23 protein-coding genes are annotated in these 26,856 nt (G+C 65.6%); 9 read left to right on the plus strand and 14 right to left on the minus strand.

Going from position 1 to position 26,856, the window contains the following annotated elements:
* Window positions 1-164 precede the first annotated feature (164 nt).
* Window positions 165-1,493 (minus strand): chromosomal replication initiator protein DnaA, encoded by a 1,329-nt coding sequence (gene dnaA / locus ACW5DN_RS11225; protein WP_456962743.1) that lies wholly within the window; start codon window positions 1,491-1,493, stop codon window positions 165-167.
* A 264-nt stretch (window positions 1,494-1,757) separates the two neighbouring features.
* Here dnaA and rpmH point away from each other — a divergent pair, with 264 nt between their 5' ends.
* From rpmH to mnmE, 4 genes are all read left to right on the plus strand, one after another.
* Window positions 1,758-1,898, plus strand: coding sequence for a 50S ribosomal protein L34 (gene rpmH / locus ACW5DN_RS11230; RefSeq protein ID WP_456962744.1), 141 nt, complete (start codon window positions 1,758-1,760; stop codon window positions 1,896-1,898).
* A 48-nt stretch (window positions 1,899-1,946) separates the two neighbouring features.
* The gene (gene rnpA, locus ACW5DN_RS11235; protein WP_456962745.1) at window positions 1,947-2,438 is read left to right on the plus strand and encodes a ribonuclease P protein component; all 492 of its coding nucleotides are present in this window, start codon (window positions 1,947-1,949) and stop codon (window positions 2,436-2,438) included.
* 15 nt (window positions 2,439-2,453) lie between these two features.
* Complete coding sequence (yidC, locus tag ACW5DN_RS11240) at window positions 2,454-4,202, plus strand: membrane protein insertase YidC (RefSeq protein WP_456962746.1); 1,749 nt, start codon at window positions 2,454-2,456, stop codon at window positions 4,200-4,202.
* Between the two features lie 97 nt (window positions 4,203-4,299).
* Window positions 4,300-5,691 (plus strand): tRNA uridine-5-carboxymethylaminomethyl(34) synthesis GTPase MnmE, encoded by a 1,392-nt coding sequence (gene mnmE / locus ACW5DN_RS11245; protein ID WP_456962747.1) that lies wholly within the window; start codon window positions 4,300-4,302, stop codon window positions 5,689-5,691.
* A gap of 18 nt (window positions 5,692-5,709) precedes the next feature.
* Here the strand turns inward: mnmE and ACW5DN_RS11250 are convergent, their stop codons facing one another.
* From ACW5DN_RS11250 to ACW5DN_RS11265, 4 genes are read right to left on the minus strand one after another with little or no spacing between them, the layout of a single operon-like run.
* Complete coding sequence (locus ACW5DN_RS11250; protein ID WP_456962748.1) at window positions 5,710-6,930, minus strand: ABC transporter permease; 1,221 nt, start codon at window positions 6,928-6,930, stop codon at window positions 5,710-5,712.
* 1 nt (window position 6,931) lies between these two features.
* A complete protein-coding gene (locus ACW5DN_RS11255; protein WP_456962749.1) occupies window positions 6,932-7,627 on the minus strand; it encodes an ABC transporter ATP-binding protein in 696 nt (231 codons plus the stop codon).
* The gene (locus ACW5DN_RS11260) at window positions 7,624-8,862 is read right to left on the minus strand and encodes an efflux RND transporter periplasmic adaptor subunit (RefSeq protein ID WP_456962750.1); all 1,239 of its coding nucleotides are present in this window, start codon (window positions 8,860-8,862) and stop codon (window positions 7,624-7,626) included. The genes ACW5DN_RS11255 and ACW5DN_RS11260 overlap by 4 nt, the downstream gene beginning before the upstream one ends.
* A 13-nt stretch (window positions 8,863-8,875) precedes the next feature.
* Entirely contained in the window at window positions 8,876-9,547 is a 672-nt protein-coding gene (locus tag ACW5DN_RS11265) for a YIP1 family protein (RefSeq protein ID WP_456962751.1), read from the minus strand.
* A 407-nt stretch (window positions 9,548-9,954) separates the two neighbouring features.
* Between ACW5DN_RS11265 and ACW5DN_RS11270 the strand changes: the two genes are divergently transcribed.
* The gene (locus ACW5DN_RS11270) at window positions 9,955-10,959 is read left to right on the plus strand and encodes an energy transducer TonB (RefSeq protein WP_456963055.1); all 1,005 of its coding nucleotides are present in this window, start codon (window positions 9,955-9,957) and stop codon (window positions 10,957-10,959) included.
* 72 nt (window positions 10,960-11,031) lie between these two features.
* On the opposite strand, the gene ACW5DN_RS11275 is transcribed toward ACW5DN_RS11270, so the two are convergent.
* From ACW5DN_RS11275 to ACW5DN_RS11290, 4 genes are all read right to left on the minus strand, one after another.
* Window positions 11,032-12,243 (minus strand): ABC transporter permease, encoded by a 1,212-nt coding sequence (locus tag ACW5DN_RS11275; RefSeq protein WP_456962752.1) that lies wholly within the window; start codon window positions 12,241-12,243, stop codon window positions 11,032-11,034.
* Window positions 12,240-13,001, minus strand: a complete 762-nt coding sequence (locus ACW5DN_RS11280) for an ABC transporter ATP-binding protein (protein ID WP_456962753.1) — start codon at window positions 12,999-13,001, stop codon at window positions 12,240-12,242. Before ACW5DN_RS11280 ends, ACW5DN_RS11275 begins: the two co-directional genes overlap by 4 nt.
* Before the next feature lie 70 nt (window positions 13,002-13,071).
* Entirely contained in the window at window positions 13,072-14,628 is a 1,557-nt protein-coding gene (locus ACW5DN_RS11285) for an alpha/beta hydrolase (RefSeq protein ID WP_456962754.1), read from the minus strand.
* 128 nt (window positions 14,629-14,756) lie between these two features.
* Window positions 14,757-15,482 (minus strand): ferredoxin--NADP reductase, encoded by a 726-nt coding sequence (locus ACW5DN_RS11290; protein WP_456962755.1) that lies wholly within the window; start codon window positions 15,480-15,482, stop codon window positions 14,757-14,759.
* A 222-nt stretch (window positions 15,483-15,704) separates the two neighbouring features.
* Here ACW5DN_RS11290 and ACW5DN_RS11295 point away from each other — a divergent pair, with 222 nt between their 5' ends.
* Window positions 15,705-16,667, plus strand: a complete 963-nt coding sequence (locus ACW5DN_RS11295) for an ABC transporter ATP-binding protein (RefSeq protein ID WP_456962756.1) — start codon at window positions 15,705-15,707, stop codon at window positions 16,665-16,667.
* The gene (locus ACW5DN_RS11300) at window positions 16,664-17,434 is read left to right on the plus strand and encodes an ABC transporter permease (RefSeq protein WP_456962757.1); all 771 of its coding nucleotides are present in this window, start codon (window positions 16,664-16,666) and stop codon (window positions 17,432-17,434) included. Before ACW5DN_RS11295 ends, ACW5DN_RS11300 begins: the two co-directional genes overlap by 4 nt.
* Before the next feature lie 16 nt (window positions 17,435-17,450).
* Here ACW5DN_RS11300 and ACW5DN_RS11305 read toward each other — a convergent pair whose 3' ends face one another.
* The gene (locus ACW5DN_RS11305; protein ID WP_456962758.1) at window positions 17,451-18,266 is read right to left on the minus strand and encodes a TatD family hydrolase; all 816 of its coding nucleotides are present in this window, start codon (window positions 18,264-18,266) and stop codon (window positions 17,451-17,453) included.
* A 41-nt stretch (window positions 18,267-18,307) separates the two neighbouring features.
* Here ACW5DN_RS11305 and hrpB point away from each other — a divergent pair, with 41 nt between their 5' ends.
* Window positions 18,308-20,860: an ATP-dependent helicase HrpB gene (hrpB, locus tag ACW5DN_RS11310; RefSeq protein ID WP_456962759.1), complete on the plus strand. Its 2,553-nt coding sequence runs from the start codon at window positions 18,308-18,310 to the stop codon at window positions 20,858-20,860.
* Between the two features lie 90 nt (window positions 20,861-20,950).
* Window positions 20,951-21,331 (plus strand): hypothetical protein, encoded by a 381-nt coding sequence (locus ACW5DN_RS11315; RefSeq protein ID WP_456962760.1) that lies wholly within the window; start codon window positions 20,951-20,953, stop codon window positions 21,329-21,331.
* A 47-nt stretch (window positions 21,332-21,378) separates the two neighbouring features.
* On the opposite strand, the gene ACW5DN_RS11320 is transcribed toward ACW5DN_RS11315, so the two are convergent.
* The 4 genes from ACW5DN_RS11320 to ACW5DN_RS11335 all read right to left on the minus strand — a co-directional run bounded on the left by ACW5DN_RS11320 (window position 21,379) and on the right by ACW5DN_RS11335 (window position 26,436).
* Window positions 21,379-22,506, minus strand: a complete 1,128-nt coding sequence (locus ACW5DN_RS11320; RefSeq protein ID WP_456962761.1) for a hybrid sensor histidine kinase/response regulator — start codon at window positions 22,504-22,506, stop codon at window positions 21,379-21,381.
* Window positions 22,507-22,674: 168 nt separating this feature from the next.
* Window positions 22,675-23,226: a pseudouridine synthase gene (locus tag ACW5DN_RS11325; protein WP_456962762.1), complete on the minus strand. Its 552-nt coding sequence runs from the start codon at window positions 23,224-23,226 to the stop codon at window positions 22,675-22,677.
* A gap of 60 nt (window positions 23,227-23,286) precedes the next feature.
* On the minus strand, window positions 23,287-24,168 hold the full coding sequence (locus ACW5DN_RS11330; protein WP_456962763.1) for a class I SAM-dependent methyltransferase: 882 nt from the start codon (window positions 24,166-24,168) through the stop codon (window positions 23,287-23,289).
* 51 nt (window positions 24,169-24,219) lie between these two features.
* A complete protein-coding gene (locus ACW5DN_RS11335) occupies window positions 24,220-26,436 on the minus strand; it encodes an NADP-dependent isocitrate dehydrogenase (protein WP_456962764.1) in 2,217 nt (738 codons plus the stop codon).
* Window positions 26,437-26,856 lie beyond the last annotated feature (420 nt).

The raw sequence follows: 26,856 nt of genomic DNA on the forward strand, positions 1-26,856 counted from the left end.
AACCATCCCAACCTATTGATTTAACTAGATTAATTGCCAATCAAAAACCTGGTACAACTGCTGCTTCAATGAAGCTTGAACCTGTGGACAAGTTTTGACCCGTACCCCGATGTTCGAGTTATCCACAACTTGTACCCCACTGCTGCACACCGTTTCCGGAGCGACTACTCACTGAGTTTACGGATCAACTTTTCCCAGTCTTCATGCATCTTTCCGTCCGTTTCCATCAACGTCCGGATCTGTCGGCAGGCGTGCAGCACGGTGGTGTGATCACGTCCGGCAAACGCGTCGCCGATCTCCGGCAGACTGTGTTCGGTCAGCTCTTTGGTCAACGCCATGGCCATCTGGCGTGGGCGGGCGAGCGAACGCGTCCGTCGCTTCGACAACAGATCCTTCATCTGGAGACCGTAGTAGTCTGCCACGGTCTTCTGGATGTTGGGGATGCCGATGGCTTGTTGCTGTGCGCGCAGCAGGTCACGCAAGGTTTCCTGGGCGAAATCGATGGTGATCGCGCGACCGGTGAAGTTGGCGCGGGCGGTCAGCGTGTTGAGGGCGCCTTCCAGGTCACGCACGTTGGATCGCATTTTCTTGGCCAGCAGGAACGCGACATCCTCCGGGATCGCCACGCCGCGTTCCTGTGCCTTGGACAGCACGATCTGGGCGCGGGTCTCGAAGTCGGGCGGATCGATCGCCACGCTGAGGCCCCAGGCCAGACGCGATTTCAATCGGGGTTCCAGGCCTTCGACCTCGCGCGGGAAGCGGTCGCAGGTCAGGATGATCTGTTGCTTGCCGTCGAAAAGCGCATTGAAGGTGTGGAAGAACTCTTCCTGAGTACGGTCCTTGCCGGCAAAAAACTGGATGTCGTCGATCAGCAAGGCGTCGACTCGCTGGAAATGCCGCTTGAACCCGTCCATGGCCTTTTCCTGCAACGCCTTCATCATGGCGCTGAAGAACTGCTCGCTACGCAGGTACATGACTCGCGCGGCGGGGTTGTTGGCACGCATCAGGTTGCCGGCGGCAAACATCAAGTGGGTCTTGCCCAATCCGGTACCGCCATACAGCAGCAGTGGATTGTGCCCACGCTCACCGGGACTGAGTGCCGCCTGCATGGCGGCGGCACGGCCCAGCTGGTTGCTGCGCCCCTCGACGAAATTCTCGAACGTGTAGTGGTTGTCCAGGTTGCCGTTGAACGGCTCGATCGCAGCGATGCTGATCGGGCGTACCGGGGAGGGCACCAGCGCGGCCGGCATGGCTTCCCGCGGCAAGGAGCCGACCTCCAGGCTGACATCGCCATCACCGGAAAAGTGCGCGAGCAATTCGCGGATCCGCCCCAGGTAGCGCTCCCGTACGTGCTCGACGACGAAGGCATTGGGCGCGAAAAGCACGGTGGCACCGTCGCGACGGCTGGCCTGCAGTGGTTTGAGCCAGGCGTGGACGTCCTCGGCCGGCAATTCGGCCTCGAGTCGTTCCAGGCAGTGGGGCCAAGCGTCCATAGGGTCTTTCATGCAATGGCGAAGATCGGCGTGTGCGAGGATGGGCATCGCGCCGCGCGGATCAAGGTTGTGGCCAGCCAGACTAGCACGCAGCAGAACCGGGCGATGAAGCCGGCGCAGGTGCCGCAGCTGCCCGGGTGTGCTGCGTGTTGTAGCGGCTGGGCGCGCCTGGCGCAGCGGCCCGGATCGCCGCCATTTGACCAGCCCGCTGAATCCTCGTTAGACTTGCCGGTCTTATTCCGCCGTAAATGCAGAACCGCAGCCATGTCCACCAAGCGCACCTACCAACCCAGCAACCTCAAGCGCAAGCGCGACCACGGTTTCCGTGCACGCATGGCGACGGCCGACGGCCGCAAGATCCTGTCGCGTCGCCGCGCCAAGGGTCGCAAGCGTCTCTGCGCCTAAGCGCAGGTGATGTCGCAACGGCAGCCCTTTGCCGCCGTTGACGTCCTGATGCCGAAGATCCGCTTCCCGCGCACTGCGCGGGTTCGCGCGAAATCCGATTTCGACCGCATATTCAAGCACGGCCGGCGCGTGGCGCTGCCCGTGCTTGCATTGCATTGGCAGGTTTGTCCCGAACGGCCGGACTCGGGCCCGCGCCTGGGTTTGGCGGTCTCGCGCAAGGTCGATCCGCATGCGGTCGGGCGCAACCGGATCAAGCGCGTGTTGCGCGAGACTTTCCGCGCCTGTCGTGCTGATTTGGCCGACGGTGATTACGTGCTGGTCGCCCGGGTCGGTGCCGCACGTTGTGACCACCAGCAATTGCAAGCGGCCTTCCTCGGGCTGTTGCAGCGGGCGGGTGCACTGCCGATCGACGCCATGGCGGCCCGCGGTTCCGCGTCGGCGCCGTTGCCGGCACCCGGCGCGGACGGCACAATGCCGCCATCCCGACGTTCCGACGTTCCTTCTTCCACCGACCCCACGCCGCCTTCCGGCGGCGGATGAGCCTGCCTGTTGCCCATGAACCAGACCCGTGTATTCCTGATCTTCGCCTGGCTGATGGTGGCGACCCTGCTGTGGATGGAGTGGAACAAGGAGCAGGCCGCGCCTCCCACGACGCCGACGACCAGTACCTCGGCGAGCACGTCGACGATCCCGGCCGCAAACCGCCTCGCCGGGGCTGATGGCGCCAGCAGCCAGGGCGCCGGCGTCCCCGGGGTACCGACCATGGCCGCGCCGTCCGCGGCCGCCGCTCCCGAGATTGCTGCCGTCTCGGGCGTCAAATCGGCCACGGTCACTGTCTCCACTGACGTGCTCCAGGTCGTGCTTGATGGTGGCGAGGTGCTCCAGGCCGATCTGCTGGCCTATCCGAGTACCGCGGACGAAGACAGCGCGCCGGTTCGGTTGTTCAGCCAGGATCCGGTGGATTATTTCGTCGCCCAGAGTGGCTGGGTCAGCAATAGCGGCACCACGCCGACCCACCAATCGGGTTTCGTGCTGGACCGCGACGCGCTGCCGGCGGCAACGGATTTCCGGCTGGATGCGGGTGAAGACCAGCTGGTGGTGCCTTTCACATGGAATGGCCCGAATGGCCTGAGCATCCAGCGCACCTATACCTTCCACCGGGGCAACTACGTGGTGGATGTCCGTGACGAGGTGGTCAACGGCGGTACCGATCCCTGGCAGGGCTTTGTCTATCGGCAGTTGAGCCGAGTACCGCGCGCACTGGAAAGCAGCGCGCCGATGAGCCCGGAGAAGTACAGCTTCCAGGGCGCGGCGTGGTTCAGTGCCACGGACAAGTACGAGAAGCGCAATTACGAAGATTTCATCGAAGACGGCCCGCTCGACAAGCAGGTCAGCGGCGGCTGGATCTCGTTCCTGCAGCACCATTTCTTCGGTGCCTGGATTCCCGGTGCGGCCGATGCCAGCACTTTCTCGCTGACGACCGCCAGTGAAAACGGGGCCACCCGGTACCTGATCCGTGAAGTGGGCCCGGGCGTCAGCGTGGCGCCAGGCGGTACTGCCAGCACCCAGGCGCGCCTGTGGGTGGGCCCCAAGCTGGTCAGCCAGATCCAGGCCCAGCAGGTGCCGGGTCTGGACCGCGCCGTCGACTTCAGCCGGTTTTCACCGATGGCGACCCTGGCCGGCTGGCTGTTCTGGGTGCTGCAGTGGTTGCATGGCCTGTTGGGTAACTGGGGCTGGTCGATCGTCGGGCTGGTGTTCCTGCTCAAGGCCGTGATGTTTCCGCTGTCGGCGGCGCAGTACAAGTCGATGGCGAAGATGCGCAAGTTCCAGCCGCGCATGGCCCAGCTCAAGGAGCGCTACGGCGACGACAAGCAGAAGCTGCAAGCGGCCATGATGGAGCTGTACAAGAAAGAGAAGATCAACCCGGTCGGTGGCTGCCTGCCGCTGCTGTTGCAGATGCCGGTGTTCCTGGCCCTGTACTGGATGTTGTCCGAGTCGGTCGAGCTGCGTCATGCACCGTGGATCCTGTGGATCCAGGATCTGACCGCACGCGATCCGTTCTTCGTGCTGCCGGCGATCAATATCGCGCTGATGTGGGCGACCCAGAAGCTCACTCCGATGGCCGGCGTCGATCCGATGCAGAAGAAGATGATGCAGTTCATGCCGCTGGCGTTCGGGGTCATGTTTGCCTTCTTCCCGGCAGGCCTGGTGCTGTACTGGGTGACCAACGCGGGCCTGGGCCTGATCCAGCAGTGGTGGATGATCAAGAAGTACAGTGAAGAACCGGCGCCAGTGAAGGCGTAGACCACGCGCTGGAATGATGACAGGAGCCCGCCAACCGGCGGGTTTCTGCCATTGGCCGCCGATGCGCACCACGAGACCATCTGCGACCATGCACCCCATGACCGGGCCCGACCGCGACACCATTGCTGCCATCGCTACCGCGCCCGGCGCCGGCGGCGTAGGCATCGTGCGCTTGTCAGGCCCGCGTGCGCGGTCGATCGGCGAGGCCGTCTGCCTGCGTAAGCTGATTCCACGCCATGCCCATTACGTGCGGTTCGCCGAAGCTGGCGGTGGGACGATCGACGATGGCATCGCGCTGTATTTCGCCGCACCTGCCAGCTACACCGGCGAGGACGTGGTCGAGTTGCAGGGCCATGGTGGGCCGGCCGTGCTGCAGGCATTGTTGGCTCGCTGCTGGGACCTGGGTGCCAGGCAGGCGCGGCCCGGAGAGTTCAGCGAGCGCGCCTTCCTGGAAGGTCGTCTCGACCTGGCCCAGGCCGAGGCGGTTGCCGACCTGATCGCGGCGGCTGACGTGCGCGCCGCCCGCGCGGCGCGGCGGGCGTTGGACGGCGAGTTCTCATCGCGGGTCGAGGCGATCGCCAGCGGCCTGATCGGCGTGCGCGTGCATGTGGAGGCGGCCATTGATTTTGCCGACGAACCCCTGGACACCCTGGGTGGTAATGAGCTGCGCGCCAAGTTGGGGCAGCTGCAGCAAGCCCTGGATCAGTTGCTGGCGGCCGCCGAGCGTGGCCGCCGCCTGCGCGATGGCCTGCATGCGGTGATCATTGGCCCGCCCAACGCCGGCAAGAGCTCGCTGCTCAACGTGCTGGCCGGCAGCAACCGGGCGATTGTCACCGACATCGCCGGCACCACCCGCGACCTGTTGCAGGAAGTGGTGCGCATCGACGGCGTTGAATTGACCCTGGTCGACACCGCCGGCCTGCGCGAGGGCGGGGATGCGATCGAGCGCGAAGGCATGCGCCGCGCCCACGATGAGCTGGAACGCGCCGACCTGGCCATCGTGGTGCTGGATGCACGCGACCCGCAGGCCGGCACCGCGGCGGTGGCCAAGGCGATTGCCGGCGTGCCGCGGATCTTGTGGCTGCACAACAAGGCGGACTTGCTGGAGGACGGAATCCCCGATTCGATGAAGTCCGGCCGAGCGGCATCGGGCCGGATGGACGCCAATCGCGGGTCATCGCACCTGTGGGTATCGGCGCGCACCCACATCGGCCTGGACGACCTGCATGCCCACCTGGGCGCATTGGCCCTGGGCGATGGAGTTGACGCCGGCGACGGCGCATTCACCGCCCGCGCCCGCCACGTGGACGCATTGCAACGCGCCCGCGCCGAGCTGGTCGAGGCGGCCGCACAGCTTGACCAGGAGGTGCTTGAACTGGCCGCCGAAGCTCTGCGCGCCAGTCACGATGCCCTGGGAGAGATCACCGGAAAGGTCCGTGCCGATGACCTGCTGGGACACATTTTCTCGAGCTTCTGCGTCGGCAAGTAGCACCACCGCGCGGCGCGCTCACTCGTAGCGCAGCGCCTCGATCGGATCCAGCGCCGCCGCCTTCGATGCCGGCATGATCCCGAACACCACCCCGACCATGGCCGAGAAACCGGCCGCCGCCACCACCACCCACAGCGGCACATTGGCCGGTGGAAAGCCGGGGATCAACGCGGCAACGCCCATCCCGACCCCGACCCCGAGCACGATCCCCATCAGCCCGCCCAGCAAAGCCAGCAGGCCCGCCTCCAGCAGGAACTGGGTGAGGATGTCGCGGCGGGTCGCGCCCAGCGCCTTGAGGATGCCGATCTCGCGGGTACGCTCGGTCACCGAAACCAGCATGATGTTCATGATCCCGATGCCGCCGACCAGCAGCGAGATGCCGACGATGCCGCCCAGCACCGCGGTGGCCATGCCGGCGATCTGGTTGAACTGCTTGAGGAAGGAATCGGCGGCGTCGACCTTGAAGTCCGAATCCTTGCCCGGTGCGATGTCGCGCGAGGCCCGGATCGCGCGTTCGACCCGCTCGCGGACCAGGTCGACGTCCTCCAGGTTGGCGACGGTGAAGGTCGCCTGCAGCATCGGCTCGTTGCTGTTGCCCATCATTGACCGGCCAACGCCGAATGGGACGTAGGCGAAGTTGTCCTGGCTGAAGCCGAGGATCTTGCCTTTCTTCTCCATCATCCCGACGACCTTGAACCACTCGCTGCCGATCTGGAAATACTCGCCGACCGGGTTGTCCGGCATCTCCAGTTCGTCGCGCAATTCGGTGCCGATCACCGCCACGCGCCGCCGGCCCTGGTCGTCGCTCTCGACGATGAAGCGCCCATGTTCCGGGTACTCGTTGCGAACCTGCTGGAACTCGCTGGTGGTGGCGTAGATCTGCGGGCTCGCGCTGTGGTTGCCATAGCTCGCACCCGTGGCCTGGATCGCCATCAGTGGTGCCACCATGTCCACGCCCGACACGCGGTAGCGCAGCACGTCGATGTCATCGAAAGTGATGTGGTTGAGCTTGCCGGTGCGGAAGTTCTCGCTGTTGTTCTCCGCGGTCAGCGTAAGCGTGCTGCCGCCCATGTCGGCGAGCTGGCTCTTGATCGAGTCCGAGAATCCCTGCACCAGCGAGACCACCGCGATCACCGAGGCGGTCCCGATCAGGATCCCCAGGGTGGTCAGGAAGCTGCGCATCCGGTGCGAAGTCAGGCTGATCAGGGCGGCGCGAAACGACTCCATAAGGGCGCTCACGTCAGTTCACCAACGTCTTGCCAGGCTGGACGAGATCCTCGACGATGCGCCCGTCGCTGACCCGGATGGAGCGTCGGCAATGGTCCGCGATGCTCGGCTCATGGGTGACCACCACCACGGTCTGGCCCTGTTCGTGCAGCTCGTCGAACAGCGCCATGATCTCCGCCGACGTCCGTGAATCCAGGTTGCCGGTGGGCTCATCGGCCAGCAGGATCGAAGGCCGGCCGACCAGCGCGCGGGCCACGGCCACGCGTTGCCGTTGGCCGCCCGACAGCTGCGTTGGCCGATGCCCAAGCCGATCCGCCAGACCAACCTTGACCAGCGCCTCGGTCGCCTGCTTGCGCCGCTCCGCGATCGGCATGCCGCGATAGACCAATGGCTGCATCACGTTCTGCAGTACGGTCAGCCGCGGCAGCAGATGGAAGCTCTGGAACACGAACCCGATCTCACGGTTGCGCACCTGCGCCAGCTCGTCCTCGTTCATCGAAGACGTGTCGCGGCCGTTCAACGTGTAGGTGCCCTCGCTGGGCGTGTCCAGACAACCCAAAAGGTTCATCAGGGTCGACTTGCCCGAACCCGACGGGCCGACCAGGGCGACATACTCGTTGCGGTCGATGAACAGGTCGATGCCATCCAGCGCCATCACCGTCTCTTCGCCCATCTGGTAGCGCTTGACGATATTGCTCAGCGAGATCATGCGGCGTCGTCGTCGCTGGCATTGTCGCCGTCGTCGCGATCGCTGCTGTCGCTATCTGCGTCCTTCTTCTTGTCAGCCTTGACCGCCTCCACGTTGTCACCTTCGTTCAAGGTACGCAGGGTGCGGGCGGGACCGACGATGACCTTGTCACCCGCCGACAAGCCCTTCTCGATCGACTCCCAACGGTCATCGGACGGGCCGGTGGTGACGGTCGCCTTGTGCGCCTGTCCATCGCGCGCCACCCATACATGGCGAGTGGTCTGGTCGGCCTCACTGGTGTCGGTGAGCACGGCCTCCACCGGCACCACCAGGTGTTTGCGGCCATCGCTGAGGAACAGGTCGGCACGCACGCTCATGCCGGAGCGCAATACCAGCCCGTCGGGCCGGTCCAGGTGCACCGTGACCAGGTAGGCGCGGCCCTGGCCTTCGACCGTCGGTACCAGGGCGATCTGGCTGACCGTGCCCTTGATCGCCTGTTCGGGATAGGCCGCCGGATAGACGTCGGCGTGCTGGCCCAACGCGACCTTGGCGATATCCCCCTCATCGACCTTGAGCTCGGCCTGGACGGTGGTGGTGTCGGCGATCTGCATCAACTTTGCACCGGCCAGCGATGAGGTCGATGGGATCGCTGTCTCGCCGACCTTGATCGGCAGCGACACCACCTGGCCGGACTGCGGCGAGCGGATCTCGGTCTTGGCCCGTTGCTCGCGCGCTTCATCGAGCACCGCGACGGTGCGTTTCAAGGCTTCCTCGCTGCCGCGGAGGTCTGCCCGCGCCACGTCCAGGCGGTTGCGATCTTCATCAAAGGTATTGCGATCGATGATCTGCGCGGCGACCAGCTGCTGGCTGCGCTCGAACTGCTTTTGTCGCAGCGACAGTTCCGCACGCTGGCGCTCGATGCTGATGCGGTTCTGCCGGAGGCTGGCCTCCTCGCGCTGGATGGCGTTGTTGTAGGTCTCCGGGTCCAGCCGCGCCAACAGCTGTCCCTTCTCGACCGTATCGCCTTCCTCAACCAGGATCTCGATCACCTTGCCGACCACCTCGGCAGTCAGGTCGACCTCGGTGCGATAGGCCAGCAGCCCGGACGCCAGGATGGTCGGCCGCACCTCGTGCTGTTCGGCCGGCGCGATCTCGACCTCGATCCCGCGGGCGTCGCGGCTGTTCTTGATCACCAGCGGAACCACGACGACCGCGATCACCAACGCGGCTGCGACCCACTTCCTGTTGAACTTCATTCGGTCGAATCCGTCACTTCAACAGCGCGAAAGCAGCCATGCCGCCATAGATCAGCACGCTCGGCAGCGCTGCCACCACGATCGCCTGCAACCAGCTGGTCTTGCCCCAGATGCGCCAGCCCAGTGCGGTCAGGAACAGCGACCAGAACACCAGCAAGCTGAAACTGCGAGCCAGTGCAGACCAGGGGCTATCCGCGGGCAGCTGCACCAGCAAGGGATCCACGTTGGCCAGCATCAGCGACTCCAGCGATGTCTGCGGGTCCATCATCAGTGCGCCGATCAGGGCCACCAGGGTGCCCAGTACGGCCGGCATGCTGGCCCAGCTGGCCAGGCTCATGCCGTGCTTGAAGGACACGGCGTTGCCGGTGACCTTGCCGGCCAGCAGGTAGTACAACGCGGTCAGGGCCATGATCACCACGATGACCAGCGGTGAGCTGATCGCGCCGATGTAACCCATCGTGCGCGCGCCCGGCATCATCTCGCGGGCTTGCGCGGCCTCGCTTGCGCTCATCGCCAGGGTGGCCTGGTCCAGGAACCAGTCCGGATCGACGCGCAGGAAGTAGGCCAGGGTCATGGCGGCCGACAACACGGCGATGACCAGCAACGGCAGCACGAACGTGGGCTTCTCGCGCAGATCGGCGAACACTTTGCTGGGCTGCAGGAAAATATCGATCAAGTGGCTCATCTGAAGTCCTTTTTTACTGAGTTAGGTGACGGATCGCGTTGCATCGGCAGTCGCACCGGGATCGGCAACCATCCGCGCAGTTCAAATTCGTGGTCGGAGTCTGCTTTCAACATGATGCTTGGCGTTCCCCCGTGAGGCCCGGAATCCAGAGCTGTCCACGCCCAAGCCACCCCAGAACCGGCTTGAAGGGATCGATTCGACCACAAAAACGCTGCGGAGGAAAACCCACGCCGAATCCTTGATGGCAATGTGGGCCACTGTCAGGCGCCGCGGCGTGGTATCCGATTGTCCGATTGAACTTGACAAAGCAGGCTTACTCTCGCGACCTTGTGCAAGTGTGTCCAACAGGATGCGCTTCAGGGGAGCTCGTCATGATCAGCAATTCATCCATCCGGCCATCCTGCCGGATGTCCACGGTTTCAAGATTTTCACTGGTAGTGGCCATGGGCCTGGCGTTGGGCGCTTGCGGCAACGAGCAGCCTGCCGAAGACGTCACCGCACCGGCCGCGACCACGGCCACACCCGCCGCGGCGCCCGCCGCGACGCCCGAGACAGCGGTGTCCGAGGAGCTGCAGGCCCTCAGCAGCGAGGATTTGCGCGACGCGGCACGCAAGGCATATAGCGACAATCGCCTGTACGCACCCGCCGGGGACAACGCGGTTGAGTACTTCCTTGCCTTGCGCGACAAGTCGCCTGCCGATGCTGGTGTGTCCAGTGCGTTGACCGACCTGTTGCCGATGACGGTGATTGCCACCGAGCAGAGCATCAGCCGTGAGGACTTCGCCGAAGCCCAGCGTCTGGCTGCCTTGTTGGAGAAGGCCGAGCCGGAGCACCCGGCGTTGGCGCGCCTGAAGTCCAGCATCGACACGCGTCAGCAAGAGGTTGCCGCGCGTGCCGCCCGACAAGAGGTGACTGCTGAGGAACAACTGGCCAGACAAGCCGATCTGGAGCGCCAACGCTTGGCCGACCAAAAGCAGCAGCAGGAAGCAGCGGCGAAGGCGCTGCTCGCCAAGCAGGCGGCGGATGACAATGCCGAGAACACCGCGGCGCAACAAGCCGCCACGGCGGCAGAACAAGCGGCCGAGCAGCGCAAGGCCGAGGAGGCGAAAGCGGCTGCTGCTGCGCAGGTCAAGGCCGCCGCAAAGCCTACCGCGGCTGACTTGCGCCCGCTGTCGACGCCCGCGCCGGAGTATCCGCGTGCCGCGTTCCGGGCCGGGACGTCCGGCGAGGTGCAGGTTGAATTCATTGTGGGGGTCAATGGCTCGGTCAGTTCGGCCCGGGTTATCCACTCCCAGCCGCGACGTATCTTCGATCGCGCCGCCCTGGAGGCCGTGGAGCGTTGGCGCTTCCAGCCGCTGCCTGCGCCGGTGACCACCCGACGCACCATTGGCTTCAGTCCGGCCGGAGGCTGATCCGACCGGTTCCTCGCGCAACAACAAACCCGGCTTCGGCCGGGTTTGTTGTTGGTGGGCGTGCGATCGCCGTCAGCCGGAGATCGCCAGCTTCTCCTGGTGGTAGCGACGCACGGCCGCGTACCACAACAAGGCGGCCAGCCCGAAACCGGCGACCATGTAGACCAACCAGATGTCCGCGCCAATCGGCTCGGCCCGGATCACCTTCTGGATCAACTGGTTCTGGGCCAGGAATGGCACCGCGTACTGCCACAATTCGGACTTCAGCGGGTTCACCGCCAGCAACATGATCGGCAGCATCGGCAGCAGCATCAACCAGGTCATATGGCTTTGTGCTTCCTTCATGCTTTTGGAGGTGGCCGACAGGTAGCTGAGCAAGGTGGTGCCAATGAACAGCATCGGCAACAGGATCAACAGCAACTTGCCGATGGCGGCGAAACGCACGTCAAGCATCGAGGCCATCTGTCCGGCCATCTGCGCACTCAGTTTGAACGCCAGCAAGGTCAGCAACAGCGACGTGATGCCCACCACACAGGCGGCGGCGATCTTGCCGCTGACGATCGCTCCACGTGACGCGGGCGTGGCCAACAACGGTTCCAGCGATTGACGCTCACGCTCTCCGGCAGTTGCGTCCATGATCAGGTAGGCGCCGCCCAGGAACGACATCAGGATCAGCAGGTAGGGCAGCAGCATCGCCATCATCACGCCGCTCTTGGCCTCCGGGGTGGCCAGGTCGCGACGGCCCACGGCAACCGGTTGCATGATCGCCGGGTCGATGCCACGCGCATACAGCCGCAGTGCTCCGACCTGCCCGCCATAGGCCGCCAATGCCGTCCGCAGCCGGGTCACCGGGATATCCGCATTGCGGCGGGTACTGTCGAGGATCAGGTCGACGCGCGCCGGCCGGCCGGCTTTCCAGTCCCGGGCGAAATCGTCGTCGATCGCCAGGGCGGCATCGACATCCTGTTGGCGTACCGCGGCGTCGACATCGGCCGGTGGCGCAATCGCCTTGATGCCATGGGTGGCCAGGAATGCGACCAGGTTGGGCGCCCGTTCCGCGCCGATCACCGGCACTTCCAATTCCTTGTCCAGCTGGGTCTTGGCCCGGTTCTCGGCCAGCGCACCCATGCCCAGGATGAGTACCGGGTACAACAACGGCCCCATGAGCAGGGTCAATGCCAGGGTGCGTCGGTCGCGGGAAAAATCACGCAACTCCTTGCGCATCACCGACCACAAGGTGGCGAAGAGGCCGAGTCGATGGTGGGACGGATCCTGACGGCTCATGCGTGCAACCCCTCGTCGCTGCCAATCGCCTTGACGAAGGCGTCTTCCAGGTTGGGCTCGTTGAACCGGGTCCGGAGCTCATCGGCGCTGCCGGCGGCAACCACCTGGCCCTTGGCGATGATGACGATGCGGTCACACAGCGCGGCGACCTCCTGCATGATGTGGCTGGAGAAGATCACGCAGCGGCCCTCGTCGCGCAGGTGCATCAGGAAGCCGCGCATCGCGCGGGTGGTCATCACGTCCAGTCCGTTGGTCGGCTCGTCCAGGATCACGTTGCGCGGGTCATGCACCAGTGCGCGGGCAATCGCGGTCTTGGTGCGCTGGCCCTGGCTGAACCCTTCGGTCTGCCGATCCAGGATCTCGTCCATGTCCAGCGCGGCCGACAGGGCCCGGGTGCGCTCGGCAATGGTGGCCTTCGACAAGCCGTGCAACTCGCCGAAGTACGCAATGTTCTCGCGTGCGGTCAGGCGTTTGTAGACGCCGCGTGCGTCCGGCAGCACACCCAGGGAGCGACGTACCGCGGTCGGGTCAATGGCGGTGTCGATGCCGTCGACCAGGATCTTTCCGGCGTCGGGTTTCATCAGGGTGTAAAGCATCCGCAAGGTGGTGGTCTTGCCGGCCCCGTTGGGGCCCAGCAAGCCGGTGATCTTGCCGTCGGGCGCCTGGAAATCGACTCCGTCGACTGCCTTGACCACGCCCGAATCCTTCTTGCCTTTCTTGGTCTGGAACGACTTGTGCAGGTTTTCTGCGCTGATCATGGGTGACTCCCTGCGGATCGATGGCAACCGTGGACCGTTGCGGTGGACAAGTGCGAGATGGCAGCGCGGTTCATGGTGGCCAGCCATTGAAGTTCACGAACGGCGGCACGTAGCTCAGGTTGTCCAGGCACTTGGCCTCCAGTGCCGCCGCGTCGGCGGTTTCCATGAACTGGCCCAGCAACTTGGGCATGCAGCCGATGCCGGACACGTTGTGGCCCTGGCCCTGCAAGACCAGGTGGCGGCCATTGGCCAGGTTGGCGACGACCTCATCGGCGTAGCGCGGGGGGGTGACCGGATCCAGTTCGCCCGACAACAACAGCACCGGCAGGTCCGAGGTGAATGGCTGGTGGAACTCGGCCGGGGCAGTCCCGTGCGGCCAGACCGAACATGGCGCAAAGAAGATCTCGGCCACGTCGCTGCCGATGATGGTCTCGTCCGCCGTTGGATCGGGGCGGTAGCGACCCGCGTCCTCGGCACACAACACCGACCACTGCATGCCGCGGGTCATCTGGCCTTGCATCTGCTCGGTGTTCATCTGCACCAGCGACATCAACGGCGCGTAACGACCCTGCGCGGCCTCGTCGATCATCAGCGGCAACAACGAGGCGGTCTGCGGGGCGTAGGAGAACATGAAGGCCAGTCCACCGACTGCGTCCGCGGTAACGGTGTCGTGGTGCAGCTCGCCTGTGCGCGAATCACGGTAATCGACTTCGACCGGGTTTTGCTCCAGCTGCGTCATCACCGTCCGCAGCTGCTCGCGCATGTCGGTCGGGTAGCGTTCGCGACAGGCCGGCAGCTGCTGGCACTTGCTCGATTGCAGCGCCAGCGCGTCTTCCAGGGTGCGGGCGAACTCGCCGCCGACCACCAGCGAGTTCGGTGCGACGCTGTCAAGCACGACGGTGCGGGTGTGCTGCGGATAGGTCGCCGCGTACTGCTGGGCGACGCGGGTGCCGTAGGACACGCCGACCAGGTTCATCTTCTCCGCGCCCAGCGCAGCGCGCACCAGATCCAGGTCTCGCACGGCGTCGGTGGTGGTGTAGAAGCGCGGGTCGGCGCGATCTTGCAGGCCCCGGGCGCATTGGGCGGCGAACGTTTGCATCTGCGCCAGGCTTGGCACAACGGAGTCATCCATTTCCATTGGCTCGCCGCTGGCATCCCGGCAATCCAGTGGATTGGACTCACCGGTGCCACGCTGGTCCACCAGGATGATGTCGCGCTGCTTGGCGACTTCGGCGAGCGTCAACATCACCGCTTGGGCATGCTCGGTCGCGGCCTGGCCGGGGCCTCCGGCAAGGAAGAACACCGGGTCGGGGGCCGCACCGCCACCGTCAGTGGGTAGCCAGGCGATATTCAGGGCGATCTTGCGACCGTCGGGTTGATCCGGGTTCTCGGCTACCTGGAAGCTGCCGCATTGGGCCTCGGTGGTTTTCCCGCCGGTGGCGCTGGCCAACGCGCACGGTTCAAACGCGATGTCCCCGAAATAACGGATGCCCTGGCGGTCGCCGGCCGACGCCGTTGGTGCGGCGCGCTCTGCACCGGCATCGTCGACATCGCCATCGGGGGTCTGGTCGCAGCCGGCAAGGAAAGCTGTCATCGCGATTGCGACGAGCAAACAACGAATCGTCATGAGTGGCCCTTTTGTCTTCAGGAATCCGACGCGGTTGCTGCGCCGTTCAGGATGATAGACGTAGCCAGGGCGGTAAACCTGACACGTGCATCGGTATTTATGCACGCGAGCCGGCAGGGACCGGTGGTTTACTTGGAGGACACGTACTTCTCGCGTCGGACCTGACGAACCTCAAGGCCGGACTCTTTCAATGCCTCGAAACAGGTATCGACCATGTTCGGGTTGCCGCACAGATAAGCCACGTCGGTGGCGGTGTCGGGCGCGAACTCGGGCAGGAACTGCTGCACATAACCATGACGCACGTCGGGATGCGCATGCGGGGAGTCGGGCGCTGGCAACTCGCGCGAGAAGCACGGGATGAAACGGAAGTTGTCCGGATGGCGATTCGCGAACGCGCGGAACTCATCGCCATACAGGAGCTCGGCGGTATTGCGGGCACCAAACAGCAGCACCACGCGCAGGTCGCGCTCGACAATCGCCTGTTCCAGCTGCGGCAGCATCGCCCGGTACGGAGTGACCCCGGTGCCGGTGCCGATCAACAGGTAACGCGGGTTGCTGTCGGTGGGCAGCAGGCAAAAGCGCCCAAACGGCCCGGTGGCATCAATCGCGTCGCCTTCCTCGAGCCCCTCGAACAACGCCGTCGCCGCTCCCCCAGGCACATAGCTGACGGCGATCTCCACCAGGTGGTTCGGGTCGCTGGCAGGGTCCGGAATGGTCGCCAGCGAATAGCTGCGCTTGGTCGGAGTGCCATCGGCGTAGTGGAAGTGGACCTGGATGAACTGGCCGGGGATGAAGTCCAGCGGTTGGCCGTCGTCGCGGGCGAACACGTAATGACCGACCTGGGGGGCGATCATGCGGCGGGAAACGAGTTTCAGTGAGAAGTGCTGGATTGCCACGAATACGAAGGCCTTGTCTTGGTCGGTGGGCGACCGTGTCGGCGGCGCGTGGCAACCGGAACACAGCGTGGCCGGGGCGTGGCCATCAAGCCGCCTATACTACCGTGATCGTCGCCCCGCTTCCCTGCGACGGCCCTGGCAAAGGCTGCAAACCCGATGACTCAAACCCGACCGAGCGCCATGGCCGCGCCCGATGCTCCGGTTCCGACCCTCACCCCGCCGGCCTTGTCGGTGCGAGAGCTGCGCAAGACCTACGGCAACACGGTGGAGGCGCTGAAAAGCGTGTCCCTTGATGTCCAGGAGGGCGATTTTTTCGCCTTGCTGGGCCCCAACGGCGCCGGCAAGAGCACCCTGATTGGCATTGTCTCGTCATTGGTGAACCTGACTTCCGGCTCGGTGGAGATCTTCGGGGCCGACCTGAGCCGGCAGCGCGAGCCCGCCATGCGATTGATCGGGCTGGTGCCGCAGGAGATCAACTTCAACCTGTTCGAGCAGCCCCTCGATATCCTGGTGAACTACGCCGGCTTTTATGGTGTGCCGCGCAAGGTGGCGCTGGAGCGCGCGGAGGTCGAACTGCGCCGGGCCCACCTGTGGGGCAAGGCGCAGATGACCAGCCGGACCCTGTCGGGCGGGATGAAACGCCGGCTGATGATCGCCCGGGCGATGATGACCCGCCCGCGGTTGTTGATCCTGGATGAGCCGACCGCGGGGGTCGATATCGAGATCCGCCGCGGCATGTGGGAGACCTTGCGCGAGATCAACGACGCCGGCACCACCATCATCCTGACCACCCACTACCTGGAAGAGGCGGAGAGCCTGTGCCGCAACCTGGCGATCATCGACCACGGCAGCATCGTCGCCCAGGGCCCGATGCGCAGTCTGTTGGCGCAGTTGGACGTGCAAGGCTTCGTGCTGGATGTCGATGGCGACCTGCCGCCGGTGCTGCCGGTGATCGACGGCGCAATCATGTTTCCCCGTGACGACCACACCCTGGACCTGGACATGCCCCGGCAGATGAGCCTCAACCAGGTGTTCTCCGCCCTGGACGGGGCGGGCATCCGGGTGCGCTCGATGCGGACCAAGTCCAACCGGCTGGAGGAATTGTTCGTGCGCCTGGTGGCCCGGCCGGAGCAATCCGCATGAGCCATCCCAACCTGGTCGCGCTGGGCACCATCACCCGTCGCGAAGTCCATCGCATCCTGCGTATCTGGGCCCAGACCCTGGTGCCGCCGGCGATCACCATGACCTTGTACTTCCTGATTTTCGGCGGCCTGATCGGCTCGCGGATCGGGACCATGGACGGCATCGGCTACATGGATTTCATCGTCCCCGGGCTGGTGATGATGAGCGTGATCCAGAACAGCTACGGCAACATCGCCTCCAGCTTCTTCGGCGCCAAGTTCAGTCGCTTCGTGGAGGAGTTGCTGGTCAGCCCGATGCCTAACTGGGTGATCCTGGGCGGCTACGTCATCGGCGCGGTGACCCGTGGCGTGGCGGTCGGGGTGATCGTGCTGCTGATCGCCACCTTCTTTACCGACGTCCACATCCCGCATCCGCTGGTGACCCTGACCACGGTGTTGCTGGGCGCGACGATCTTCTCGCTGGCGGGCTTCATCAACGCGGTGTTTGCGACCAAGTTCGACGATGTCGCGATCGTGCCGACCTTCATCCTGACGCCGTTGACCTACCTGGGCGGCGTGTTCTATTCGGTCAAGCTGCTACCCGGCTGGGCAGAGACGATGACCCACGCCAACCCGATCTTCTACATGGTCAACGCATTCCGCTACGGCCTGCTGGGTGTGAGCGACGTGCCGCTGTGGGTAGCCTACGCGCTGATGATCGGCTTCGTGGTGGCGCTGACGGCGCTGGCGCTGTGGCTGCTGAAGCGCGGGGTTGGCCTGCGCAGTTGAGCTGGCGGAAGCCAGATCAGTCCGGCGTCGGCAAGCCAAAAAACGCGCGCGTGGTGGCAACGCTGTTGGCCGCGGTGATCTCGACCTCCTCGCCGCGGTCGCGCGCCAACTCCTCGACGATGTGGGCCAGGTACATCGGCTCGTTGCGGCGGTGGCTGGGCGCGGGCTTGACCGTGCGCGGGAGCAGATAGGGCGCGTCGGTCTCGATCATCAGACGGTTGGCCGGGATGTTCTTCACCAGCTCGCGAAGGTGCAGGCCGCGGCGCTCGTCGCACAGCCAGCCGGTGATGCCTATGTGCCAGTCACGGTCCAGGTAATCAAACAGTTCCTGCTTGCTGCCGGTGAAGCAGTGCACCACGGCCGCACCCAGTTGGCCGTCGAACTCGGCCATCACTCCCAGGAAATCGGCATGGGCATCGCGCTGGTGCAGGAACAGCGGTTTCCGCCCGGTCGCGGAGTTGCCGCTGTCGACAGCGATCTGCAACTGCATCTGGAATGCGCGCCGTTGCGCCGGTCGCGGCGAGAAGTCGCGGAAGTAGTCCAGGCCGCACTCACCGACCGCAACCACTTCGGGATGGGCATGCAGCGCGCGCATCTCCGCATCGCATTCGGTGGTGTATTCGCTGGCGTGATGAGGGTGCACGCCGGCGGTCGCGAACAGCTCGCCGGGATGCGCGCGGGCCAGCTCCAGCGCCTGCGGCGAATGCTCGCGGCTGGCGCCGGTGACGATCATCTGCACGACGCCCGCATCGCGCGCGCGATGCATCATCGCGTCGCGGTCGTGGTCGAAGGAGTCGTGGGTAAGGTTGGCGCCGATATCGATCAAATCCATGCGCCTAGTCTAGGCGAGCGCGCTACCCATATCCTTGTCCGGTGAGTCAACCTTCCTTTCCCATCGATGAGTTGCTGCCGCAGATCCGCGACAGCCTTGCCACGCACTCCCGGCTGGTGCTTGAGGCGCCGCCGGGCGCGGGCAAGACCACGCAGGTGCCGCCGGCGCTGCTGGACGCGCCGTGGCTGGCCGGTCGCAAAATAATCGTGCTGGAACCCCGGCGGGTGGCGGCGCGTGCGGCGGCGCAGTTCATGGCCAGCCAGCGCGGGGAAGCGGTCGGGCAGACCATCGGCTACCGGATCCGCTTCGACAACCAGGTCTCGGCGCAGACCCGGATCGAGGTGGTCACCGAAGGCATCCTGACCCGGATGATCCAGGACGATCCCACGCTGGGGGAAGGCCGACCGGACGGCATCGGCGCGATCGTGTTCGACGAGTTCCACGAGCGTCACCTGGCCGCCGACCTGGGCTTGGCGCTTGCGCTGGACGTGCAATCGGCGTTGCGCGAGGACCTGCGGATCGTGCTGATGTCGGCGACCCTGGACGGCGCGCGACTGGCGCAGTTCCTCGATGCGCCGCGGCTGAGCAGCCAGGGCCGCAGCTACCCGGTGCAGATCCATCACTTCCCCGCGCGGCGTGACGAGAAGATTGAACACCAGGTCACTCGCGCGGTAACGGATGCCTTGGCGGATCATCCCGGGGATGTGCTGGTGTTCCTGCCCGGGCAGCAGGAGATCAACCGGATTGAGCGGTTGCTGGGCGGGCGCGATAGCAGTTCGAAGGACGCTTTCGGAGCCACGGCAACGCGCCCTGCCGTGGACATTCTGACGCTGCATGGCGCGTTGTCGGTGGAGCAGCAGTCACGAGTGCTGCAACCGGATCCCGAGGGTCGCCGCCGGGTCGTACTGGCCACCAACGTCGCCGAGTCCAGCGTCACCCTGCCCGGGGTGCGCGTGGTGATCGACACCGGCCTGGCCCGCGAGCCGCGCTTCGACCCCAACAGCGGCTTCTCCCGGCTCGATGTCGTTCACATCGCCCAGGCCTCGGCGGACCAGCGCGCCGGTCGTGCCGGACGAGTGGCCGATGGCTGGGCTTACCGCCTGTGGCCGCAATCGCAACGACTGGAGCCGCAGCGCCGGGCGGAAATCACCCAGGTCGAACTGGCGGGACTTGCGCTGGAGTTGGCGGCCTGGGGCGATCCGGAGCTGCGTTTCGTCGACCCGCCGCCACCGGGTGCAATGGCGTCGGCGCGAGAGCTGTTGCAGCGCTTGGGGGCGCTCGACGAGGCCAGCATCACCGCACTGGGCCGACGCATGCTGGGCCTGGGCACCCACCCACGACTGGCGGCGATGTTGCTGGCCTGCGAGGATCCGGTCGAGTGCGCACTGGCCTGTGACCTTGCCGCTCTGATCGAGGCGCGCGACCCGCTGCGCAGTCGCAGCGATGCGCTGGCCGCGCGTTGGCAGGCGTTGGCCAGCTTCCGCAATGGTCGCGTTCCGGCCGAGGCGTCGCGCGGCGCGCTGGTGGCAATCGACCAGGCGGCCGCGCAGTGGCGCCGACGCTTGCGGGTTCGCGCGACGTCTCCGACGGATGTCGCCGCCCACCGTCTCGGCGACCTGCTCGCGCATGCCTTCCCGGACCGGATAGCCCACCAGCACCGCAGTGATCCGCTGCGCTACCAGCTCGCCAATGGCCGCAGTGCCCGGTTGTTTGATGACAGCGCGGTGTTTGGCGAGCCGTGGCTGCTGGTCAGCGAGTTGCGTGATGACCCGCGCGATGCGCGAATCCTGCGCGCCGTACCCCTGGATCCGGTACGGCTTGAGCGCGATTGGCCGCAACGGTTCATCAGCCGGGACCGGGTGTTCTGGGACGCGGATGCGCGGCGCATCGCGGCGGTGCGCGAGCGACACTTCGACCGCATCGTGCTGGACAGCCAATCGCTGCCGAACCCGGATCGCTCGCGTTATGCCGAGGCCCTGATCGATGCGGTGCGGCAACTCGGCCTGGCGGCACTGCCATGGAGCGACGGCTTGCGGCAGTGGCGGGCGCGGGTGCGTTGCCTGGCGGTCTGGCGACCGGATCCATCACTGCCGGAGTTGGCGGACGAGGTGTTACTGGCCAGCTTGGAGAGCTGGTTGAAACCGGCATTGGCGGGCAAGAGCCGGCTGGATGCGGTGACTGAGACCGAACTGGCCGAAGCACTGAAGACGGGCGTGCCTTGGCCGACGCGGCAGGCGATCGACACCTTGGCGCCGACCCGGATCGCGGTGCCCTCAGGGCTGGAACGCAAGATCGAGTACGGTTTCGACGATGCTGCCGACGTCCCCCTCGCACCGGTACTGGCGGTCAAGCTGCAGGAACTGTTCGGCTTGGCCGACACCCCGCGCATCGCCGACGGACGGGTGCCGCTGACCTTGCACCTGCTGTCGCCGGGTGGTCGCCCGTTGCAGGTCACCAGCGACCTGCGCGGGTTCTGGGAACGCACCTATCCGGAGGTCCGCAAGGAGATGAAGGGCCGTTACCCCAAGCATCCCTGGCCGGAAGACCCGTGGACGGCCACGGCGACCCATCGCGCCAAGCCGCGCGGCACCTGAACCGACGCGGGTATTGGTGCACCGGTCTCACGCCGCATCAACGGCGATCTGTCGACACTGGGATCCGACCTCTATATCGCGGATAACGCAATGAGCAGATTCGACCACCTCCCAGATCGCGCGTTGGACTTGGCCAGCCAGGTCGGCGACCGCATTCGGCATGCCATCCCGAGCACCGCGAAGCAGCTGCGCAACGGCGGCCTGCTGGAAGCCGGAGTGGCGCTGGGTGCGCTCAAGACCGGTGGGCGCGTGGCCACGACATTCGTCCGCCGCAACCCGGCGGTGGCGGTTGCCGCCGCGGCGGGCGCCGGACTGCTGTGGTACGCCGCACGCCGCCGGGCCAGGCAGGCGGAAAACGCAGCGATAGAAGGCACGGCAAAACGGGTGGAGACGCGGCGAGTCAAGCGTCCTGCGCGCAAGACTCCGGTGCGCAAGCGCAGTGCGGCGGCAACCACTGCCCGTTCGGATTAACCGATTTCGTCCCGGCTGAACCAGGCGCACTGGATCAGCGTTCCAAATCAGGCGGGCGCAGGCGTTTCCTCTACATCGCAACCCGCCGTCGACGCCGCCTCCGGCAACTCGATCACGAACATCGCGCCACCATCCGCGCGATCTTCGTACCAGAGCTGCCCACCGGCGTTGATGACGATCTGTTTGGCCAGCGATAGTCCCAGCCCGCTGGAATTCCCGTCCTCGGGCTGATCCAGTCGGTTGAACGGCTTGAACAATTCGCGCTGCCGCGACTTGGAGATACCCGGTCCACGGTCCGCCGCGACCAGCTGCCAGAACCCCGGTGCACCCGCGCGTCCCGCCAGCACGACCTCGGTACCGGGCGCGTACTTCATCGCGTTGGTCATCAGGTTCTCGCCAAGCTGGCGCAACACCCGCTCGTCGATTGCAACGTTGGCATCGCCCGCCGGCAGCGACAGCTGCAATTGGCAGCCGTGCGCCTCAAGCTGTACTGCGTAGCGCTGCGCGAGCCATTCCAGGGTAGCGCCGAGGCTGGCGCAGGCGTGTGGGTCGGCTTCGCCAGTCGCCCTCGGACTGGTTTCCAGATAGTGGCGGATATAGCCCAGCGCGTCATTGGCGCTCTCGTGGATCATCTGCAGATAGCGGGGAATGCGTTCCTGCTTGCAGCCGTCCTGAATCAGGATTTCGCTGGCGAACAATACGCTCGACAGTGGGTTCTTCAGGTCATGCGCAACCAGGTTGACCAGTTCCTGGCGCTCCTGGGCGACCCGTTCCAAGCGGTCGCGGGCCAGCTTTAGGCCGACGTGGGCATTGACGCGCGCCAGGAGTTCTTCGGGCAGGAAGGGTTTGGTCACGTAATCGACAACGCCTGCCTCGAATGCGCGCAGCAGCAGATCGCGATCGTGGGCGACAGTGACGAACACCACCGGCACCTGCAGTCTCGGCTCCTGCTCACGCAGCGCGGCCAGCACCTCGAAGCCGTCCATGCCGGGCATCATCATGTCCAGCAGGATCAGGTCCGGTGCCGCGGCGGCACAGCACGCCAGCGCGTCCTGGCCATTGGTGGCGGTCGTCACGTGGTAGCCCTGTCGCGTCAGCAAGACACTGACTATCTTCAAGTTGGCTGGCTGGTCATCGACGACCAGGATGCTGCCAACGGCGGTGACTACAGGCATGGTTGAATCCGTCAAAAGGGGTTCATCCCGTTGCGCGGCGTGCGAAGAAGCTGAACGTAAATGAAACGTTAGCAGAAAAGACCTGCGAGGCGGCGCGATATCGCTCCCAGCGGAAGGGCTGCCGGCAGTAACGCTGAACCGTTCAGTCAGGGCGCCGTAGTACTGGCCTCACAATTCGCGCCATTCCCCGGGAGCCAACGTATCCAGCCGATAGGCGCCAACGGCCACCCGCACCAGCCGCAACGTCGGCAGTCCCACGGCGGCGGTCATGCGACGCACCTGGCGGTTGCGACCTTCGCGGATCGCCAGCTCCAGCCACGCGTCGGGAACGCTCTTGCGAAACCGCACCGGAGGATTGCGTGGCCACAATGCCGGCGGCGCGATCATTCGAGCGCGGGCCGGCAATGTCGGCCCATCCTTCAGCTCGACACCGGCGCGCAGCGCGGCCAGTTGCGCCGGCTTTGGATCGCCCTCCACCTGCGCCCAGTACGTCTTGTCCTGCTTGTGGCGCGGGTCGGTCAGCCGATGCGCCAGCTTGCCGTCGTCGGTCAGCAGCAACAGTCCTTCGCTGTCGAAGTCCAGCCGGCCGGCCGCATACACTCCGGGCGGCAGCCCAAACCCCGACAGCGTCTGCCGCGGAGGCTCTGCGTTCGCACGTCCGTGTGCGGCATCGGTGAACTGGCACAGCACACCGTAGGGTTTGTTGAACGCGATCAGCATGGTGTCGGTACCGACGGTGGCACGCGATACGACGCTTGGCAGCGACGGGTCAGGACGTGATCAGTCGGGCTTGCTGAAACGCAGGGTCATCCGGTCGCTCTCGCCGATCGCGGCGTAGCGGGCGTCGTCGGCATCGTCGTGGTTGTTGCTCGGCGGCAGCGTCCAGACCCCGTTCGGGTGGTCCTTGGTGTCGAGGGGGTTGGCGTTGATCTCGCTGCTGGCGTCGAGCACGAAACCGGCGGCCTCGGCCAGCGCGATCATCTGGGCCTGGCCGACATAGCCGGTCTTGTCGTCGTCGGCGACATCCGCGGCGGCGCGATGCTCGGCCACACCGAGGGTGCCGCCGGGCTTCAACACCGCGAAGAAGCCCTCGAACATGCCCTCGGCCTGGCCGCTGGAGCGCCAGTTGTGGACATTGCGGAAGGTGAGCACGAGATCGGCCGACCCGGCCGGGCCGAACACCGGCGCGGCCGGGTCGTAGGCGATCAGGTTGGCATGATCAAACTGCGCCGGTGCGGCGGCAAACTTCGCCTCGATTCCGTCCTTGGTGCGCTGCTGGTAATCGCGGCCATTGCCGGCGGGCAGGGCCGTTGGATCGACCACCGCGGCAATGTACTGGCCACCGTCGCGCAGGTAGGGCGCAAGGATCTCGGCATACCAGCCGCCGCCGGGGACGATCTCCACCACGGTCTGGTCGGGTTGCAGGCCGAAGAAGCCGAGCGTCTGGGCAGGGTGCCGGTACTGGTCGCGCGCCGCGTTGGCGGGGTCGCGCCAGTCGCCGGCAATGGCGGCGTCGAGGGTGGTAGCAGCGGTTTCACTGGCCGGAACGTCGGCGACAGTGCTATCCGCCGGTGCGACCGCGTCTGTGGAACCGCCAGTGAAATTAACGTTGCAGGCGGTGAGCAGCCCCGGCAGCAAGGCGGCAAGGAGAAGTCGTTTCATGCGGCAATCCTGTAACCAGCGGAGGTGGCAGCGTAGCGCAAGCATCGTCCATTAACCGGCCAGTGAAGCCAGCGCGGTATTGAAGGTGCCACTCGGCCGCATCACCTGGCCCAGCAGCGCCAGGTCGGGGTGGTAATAGCCACCGATGTCGACCGGCTGGCCCTGGGCCTGGTTGAGCTCGCCGATGATTTTTGCCTCGTTGTCGGTCAAGGCTTTGGCCAGCGGGGCGAACTTCGCCTTCAAGCCCGCGTCGACGTCCTGTGCGGCCAGTGCCTGCGCCCAATACATCGCCAGGTAGAAATGGCTGCCACGGTTGTCGATCTCGCCAACCTTGCGCGAGGGTGACTTGTTGTTGTCCAGAAAGGTGCCCGTCGCCGTGTCCAGGGTGTCGGCCAGCACCTGCGCGCACGCGTTGCCGGTGGTCGTGGCCAGGTGTTCCAGCGACGCCGCCAAGGCCAGGAACTCGCCCAGCGAATCCCAGCGCAGGTGGTTTTCCTGCACCAGCTGTTGCACATGCTTGGGCGCCGACCCGCCGGCGCCGGTCTCGAACAGGCCGCCGCCGGCCATCAGCGGCACGATCGACAGCATCTTGGCGCTGGTGCCCAGTTCCATGATCGGAAACAGGTCGGTCAGGTAGTCGCGCAGCACGTTGCCGGTCACCGAGATGGTGTCCTCACCCTTGCGGATGCGGTCCAGCGAGAACTGCGTGGCCTCCACCGGCGCCAGGATGCGGATGTCCAGCCCTTCGGTGTCGTGGTCCTTCAGGTACTGCTCGACCTTGGCGATCACCTCGGTGTCGTGGCCGCGTTGCGGGTCCAGCCAGAACACCGCCGGCGTGTGGCTCAGGCGCGCACGGCTGACCGCCAACTTCACCCAGTCCTGGATCGGCGCGTCGCGGGTCTGGCACATGCGCCAGATATCGCCGGCCTGCACGGCATGCTCCAGCAGGATCTTGCCGGTCTCGTCGACCACGTGCACCGAGCCATCGGCGGGCACCTGGAAGGTCTTGTCATGCGAGCCGTATTCTTCGGCCTTCTGCGCCATCAGCCCGACATTGGGCACGCTGCCCATCGTCGCCGGGTCGAACGCGCCGTGGGCCTTGCAGTCGTCGATCACGGTTTGATAGACGCTCGCGTAGCTGCGGTCGGGGATCACCGCCTTGGTGTCCTGCAGCTCGCCGGCCGCGTTCCACATCTTGCCGGAGTCGCGGATCATCGCCGGCATCGAGGCGTCGACGATCACGTCGCTGGGCACGTGCAGGTTGGTGATGCCCTTGTCCGAGTTGACCATCGCCAGGCCGGGGCGCTGAGACAGCGCATCGATGTCGGCCTTGATCGCGGCCTGCTGGTCTTCCGGCAAACCGCCCAGGCGCGCGTACAGGTCGCCAATGCCGTTGTTGGGGTTGAAGCCGATGCCCTTCAGCACGGCGGCGTGTTTTTCCAGTACCGGCTGGTAGAACTCGCGCACCACCACGCCGAAGATGATCGGGTCGGAGACCTTCATCATGGTCGCCTTCAGGTGCAGCGAAAACAGCACGTTGTTGGCCTTGGCATCCTCGATCTGGGCATCGGTGAAGCCTGCCAACGCCTGCCGACTCATGGTTGCCGCATCGATGATTTCGCCGGCCAGGACTGCGGTGCTTTCCTTGAGCACGGTGGTGACGCCGTTGTTGCCAATCAGCTCGATCCGGACTGCGCCGTCATGGCCGATCACCACCGAGCGCTCGCTACCGTAGAAATCGCCGCTTTCCATGTGCGCGACATGCGACTTGCTGTCCGCACTCCACGCGCCCATCCGGTGCGGGTGCTTGCGCACGAAGTTCTTCACCGACAGCGGTGCGCGCCGGTCGGAGTTGCCCTCGCGCAACACCGGATTGACCGCGCTGCCCTTGACCCGGTTGTAACGGGCCCGGATGTCGCGCTCCTCGTCGTTGGCCGGGGCGCTGGGATACTCCGGCAACGGGTAGCCGCGTTGCTGCAACTCCGCGATCGCGGCCTGCAACTGCGGCTCCGAAGCGCTGATGTTGGGCAGCTTGATGATGTTGGCTTCCGGCGTGGTGGCCATGGCGCCCAACTCACCGAGATCGTCGCTGACCTTTCGCTCGCCGAGCAGCTCCGGGAACTGGGCCAGGATCCGCGCCGCCAATGAGATGTCCCGGGTCTCCACGCCGATGCCGGCGGTACCGGTGAAAGCCTGGACGATCGGCAGCAGCGACTGCGTGGCCAGCAGCGGGGCTTCGTCGGTGAGGGTGTAGATGATCTTGGGCATGGTGGTCTCGCGTGCGGAATGGGGGCGTACGGGTAGGTCGGGTTTCAACCCGACCCCGCCGCGTCGACCCGACGGCGCCAGCGGCACCCCCGAGTCGGGCCCGCCATTGTCGCCCCCGATGCCGGCCGGAGCAAAGACGCACCCATCCGCCCCGTAGGTCGGGTTTCAACCCGACACCGCAAATCCGTCGTCACCGCCGATGTCGGGTTGAAACCCGACCTACCCGACAAGGTCTCATCGGTCCAAACCCCATCCCCCGCCGTAGGTCGGGCTTCAGCCCGATACCGCGGATCTGGCGTCACTGCCGATGTCGGGTTGAAACCCGACCTACCCCGACAAGGTCTCGTCGATCCAAACCGGATCCCTCCGCCGTAGGTCGGGCTTCAGCCCGACACCGGGGATCCGGCATCACTGCCGATG

This window comes from Lysobacter sp. A289, from assembly GCF_054072675.1.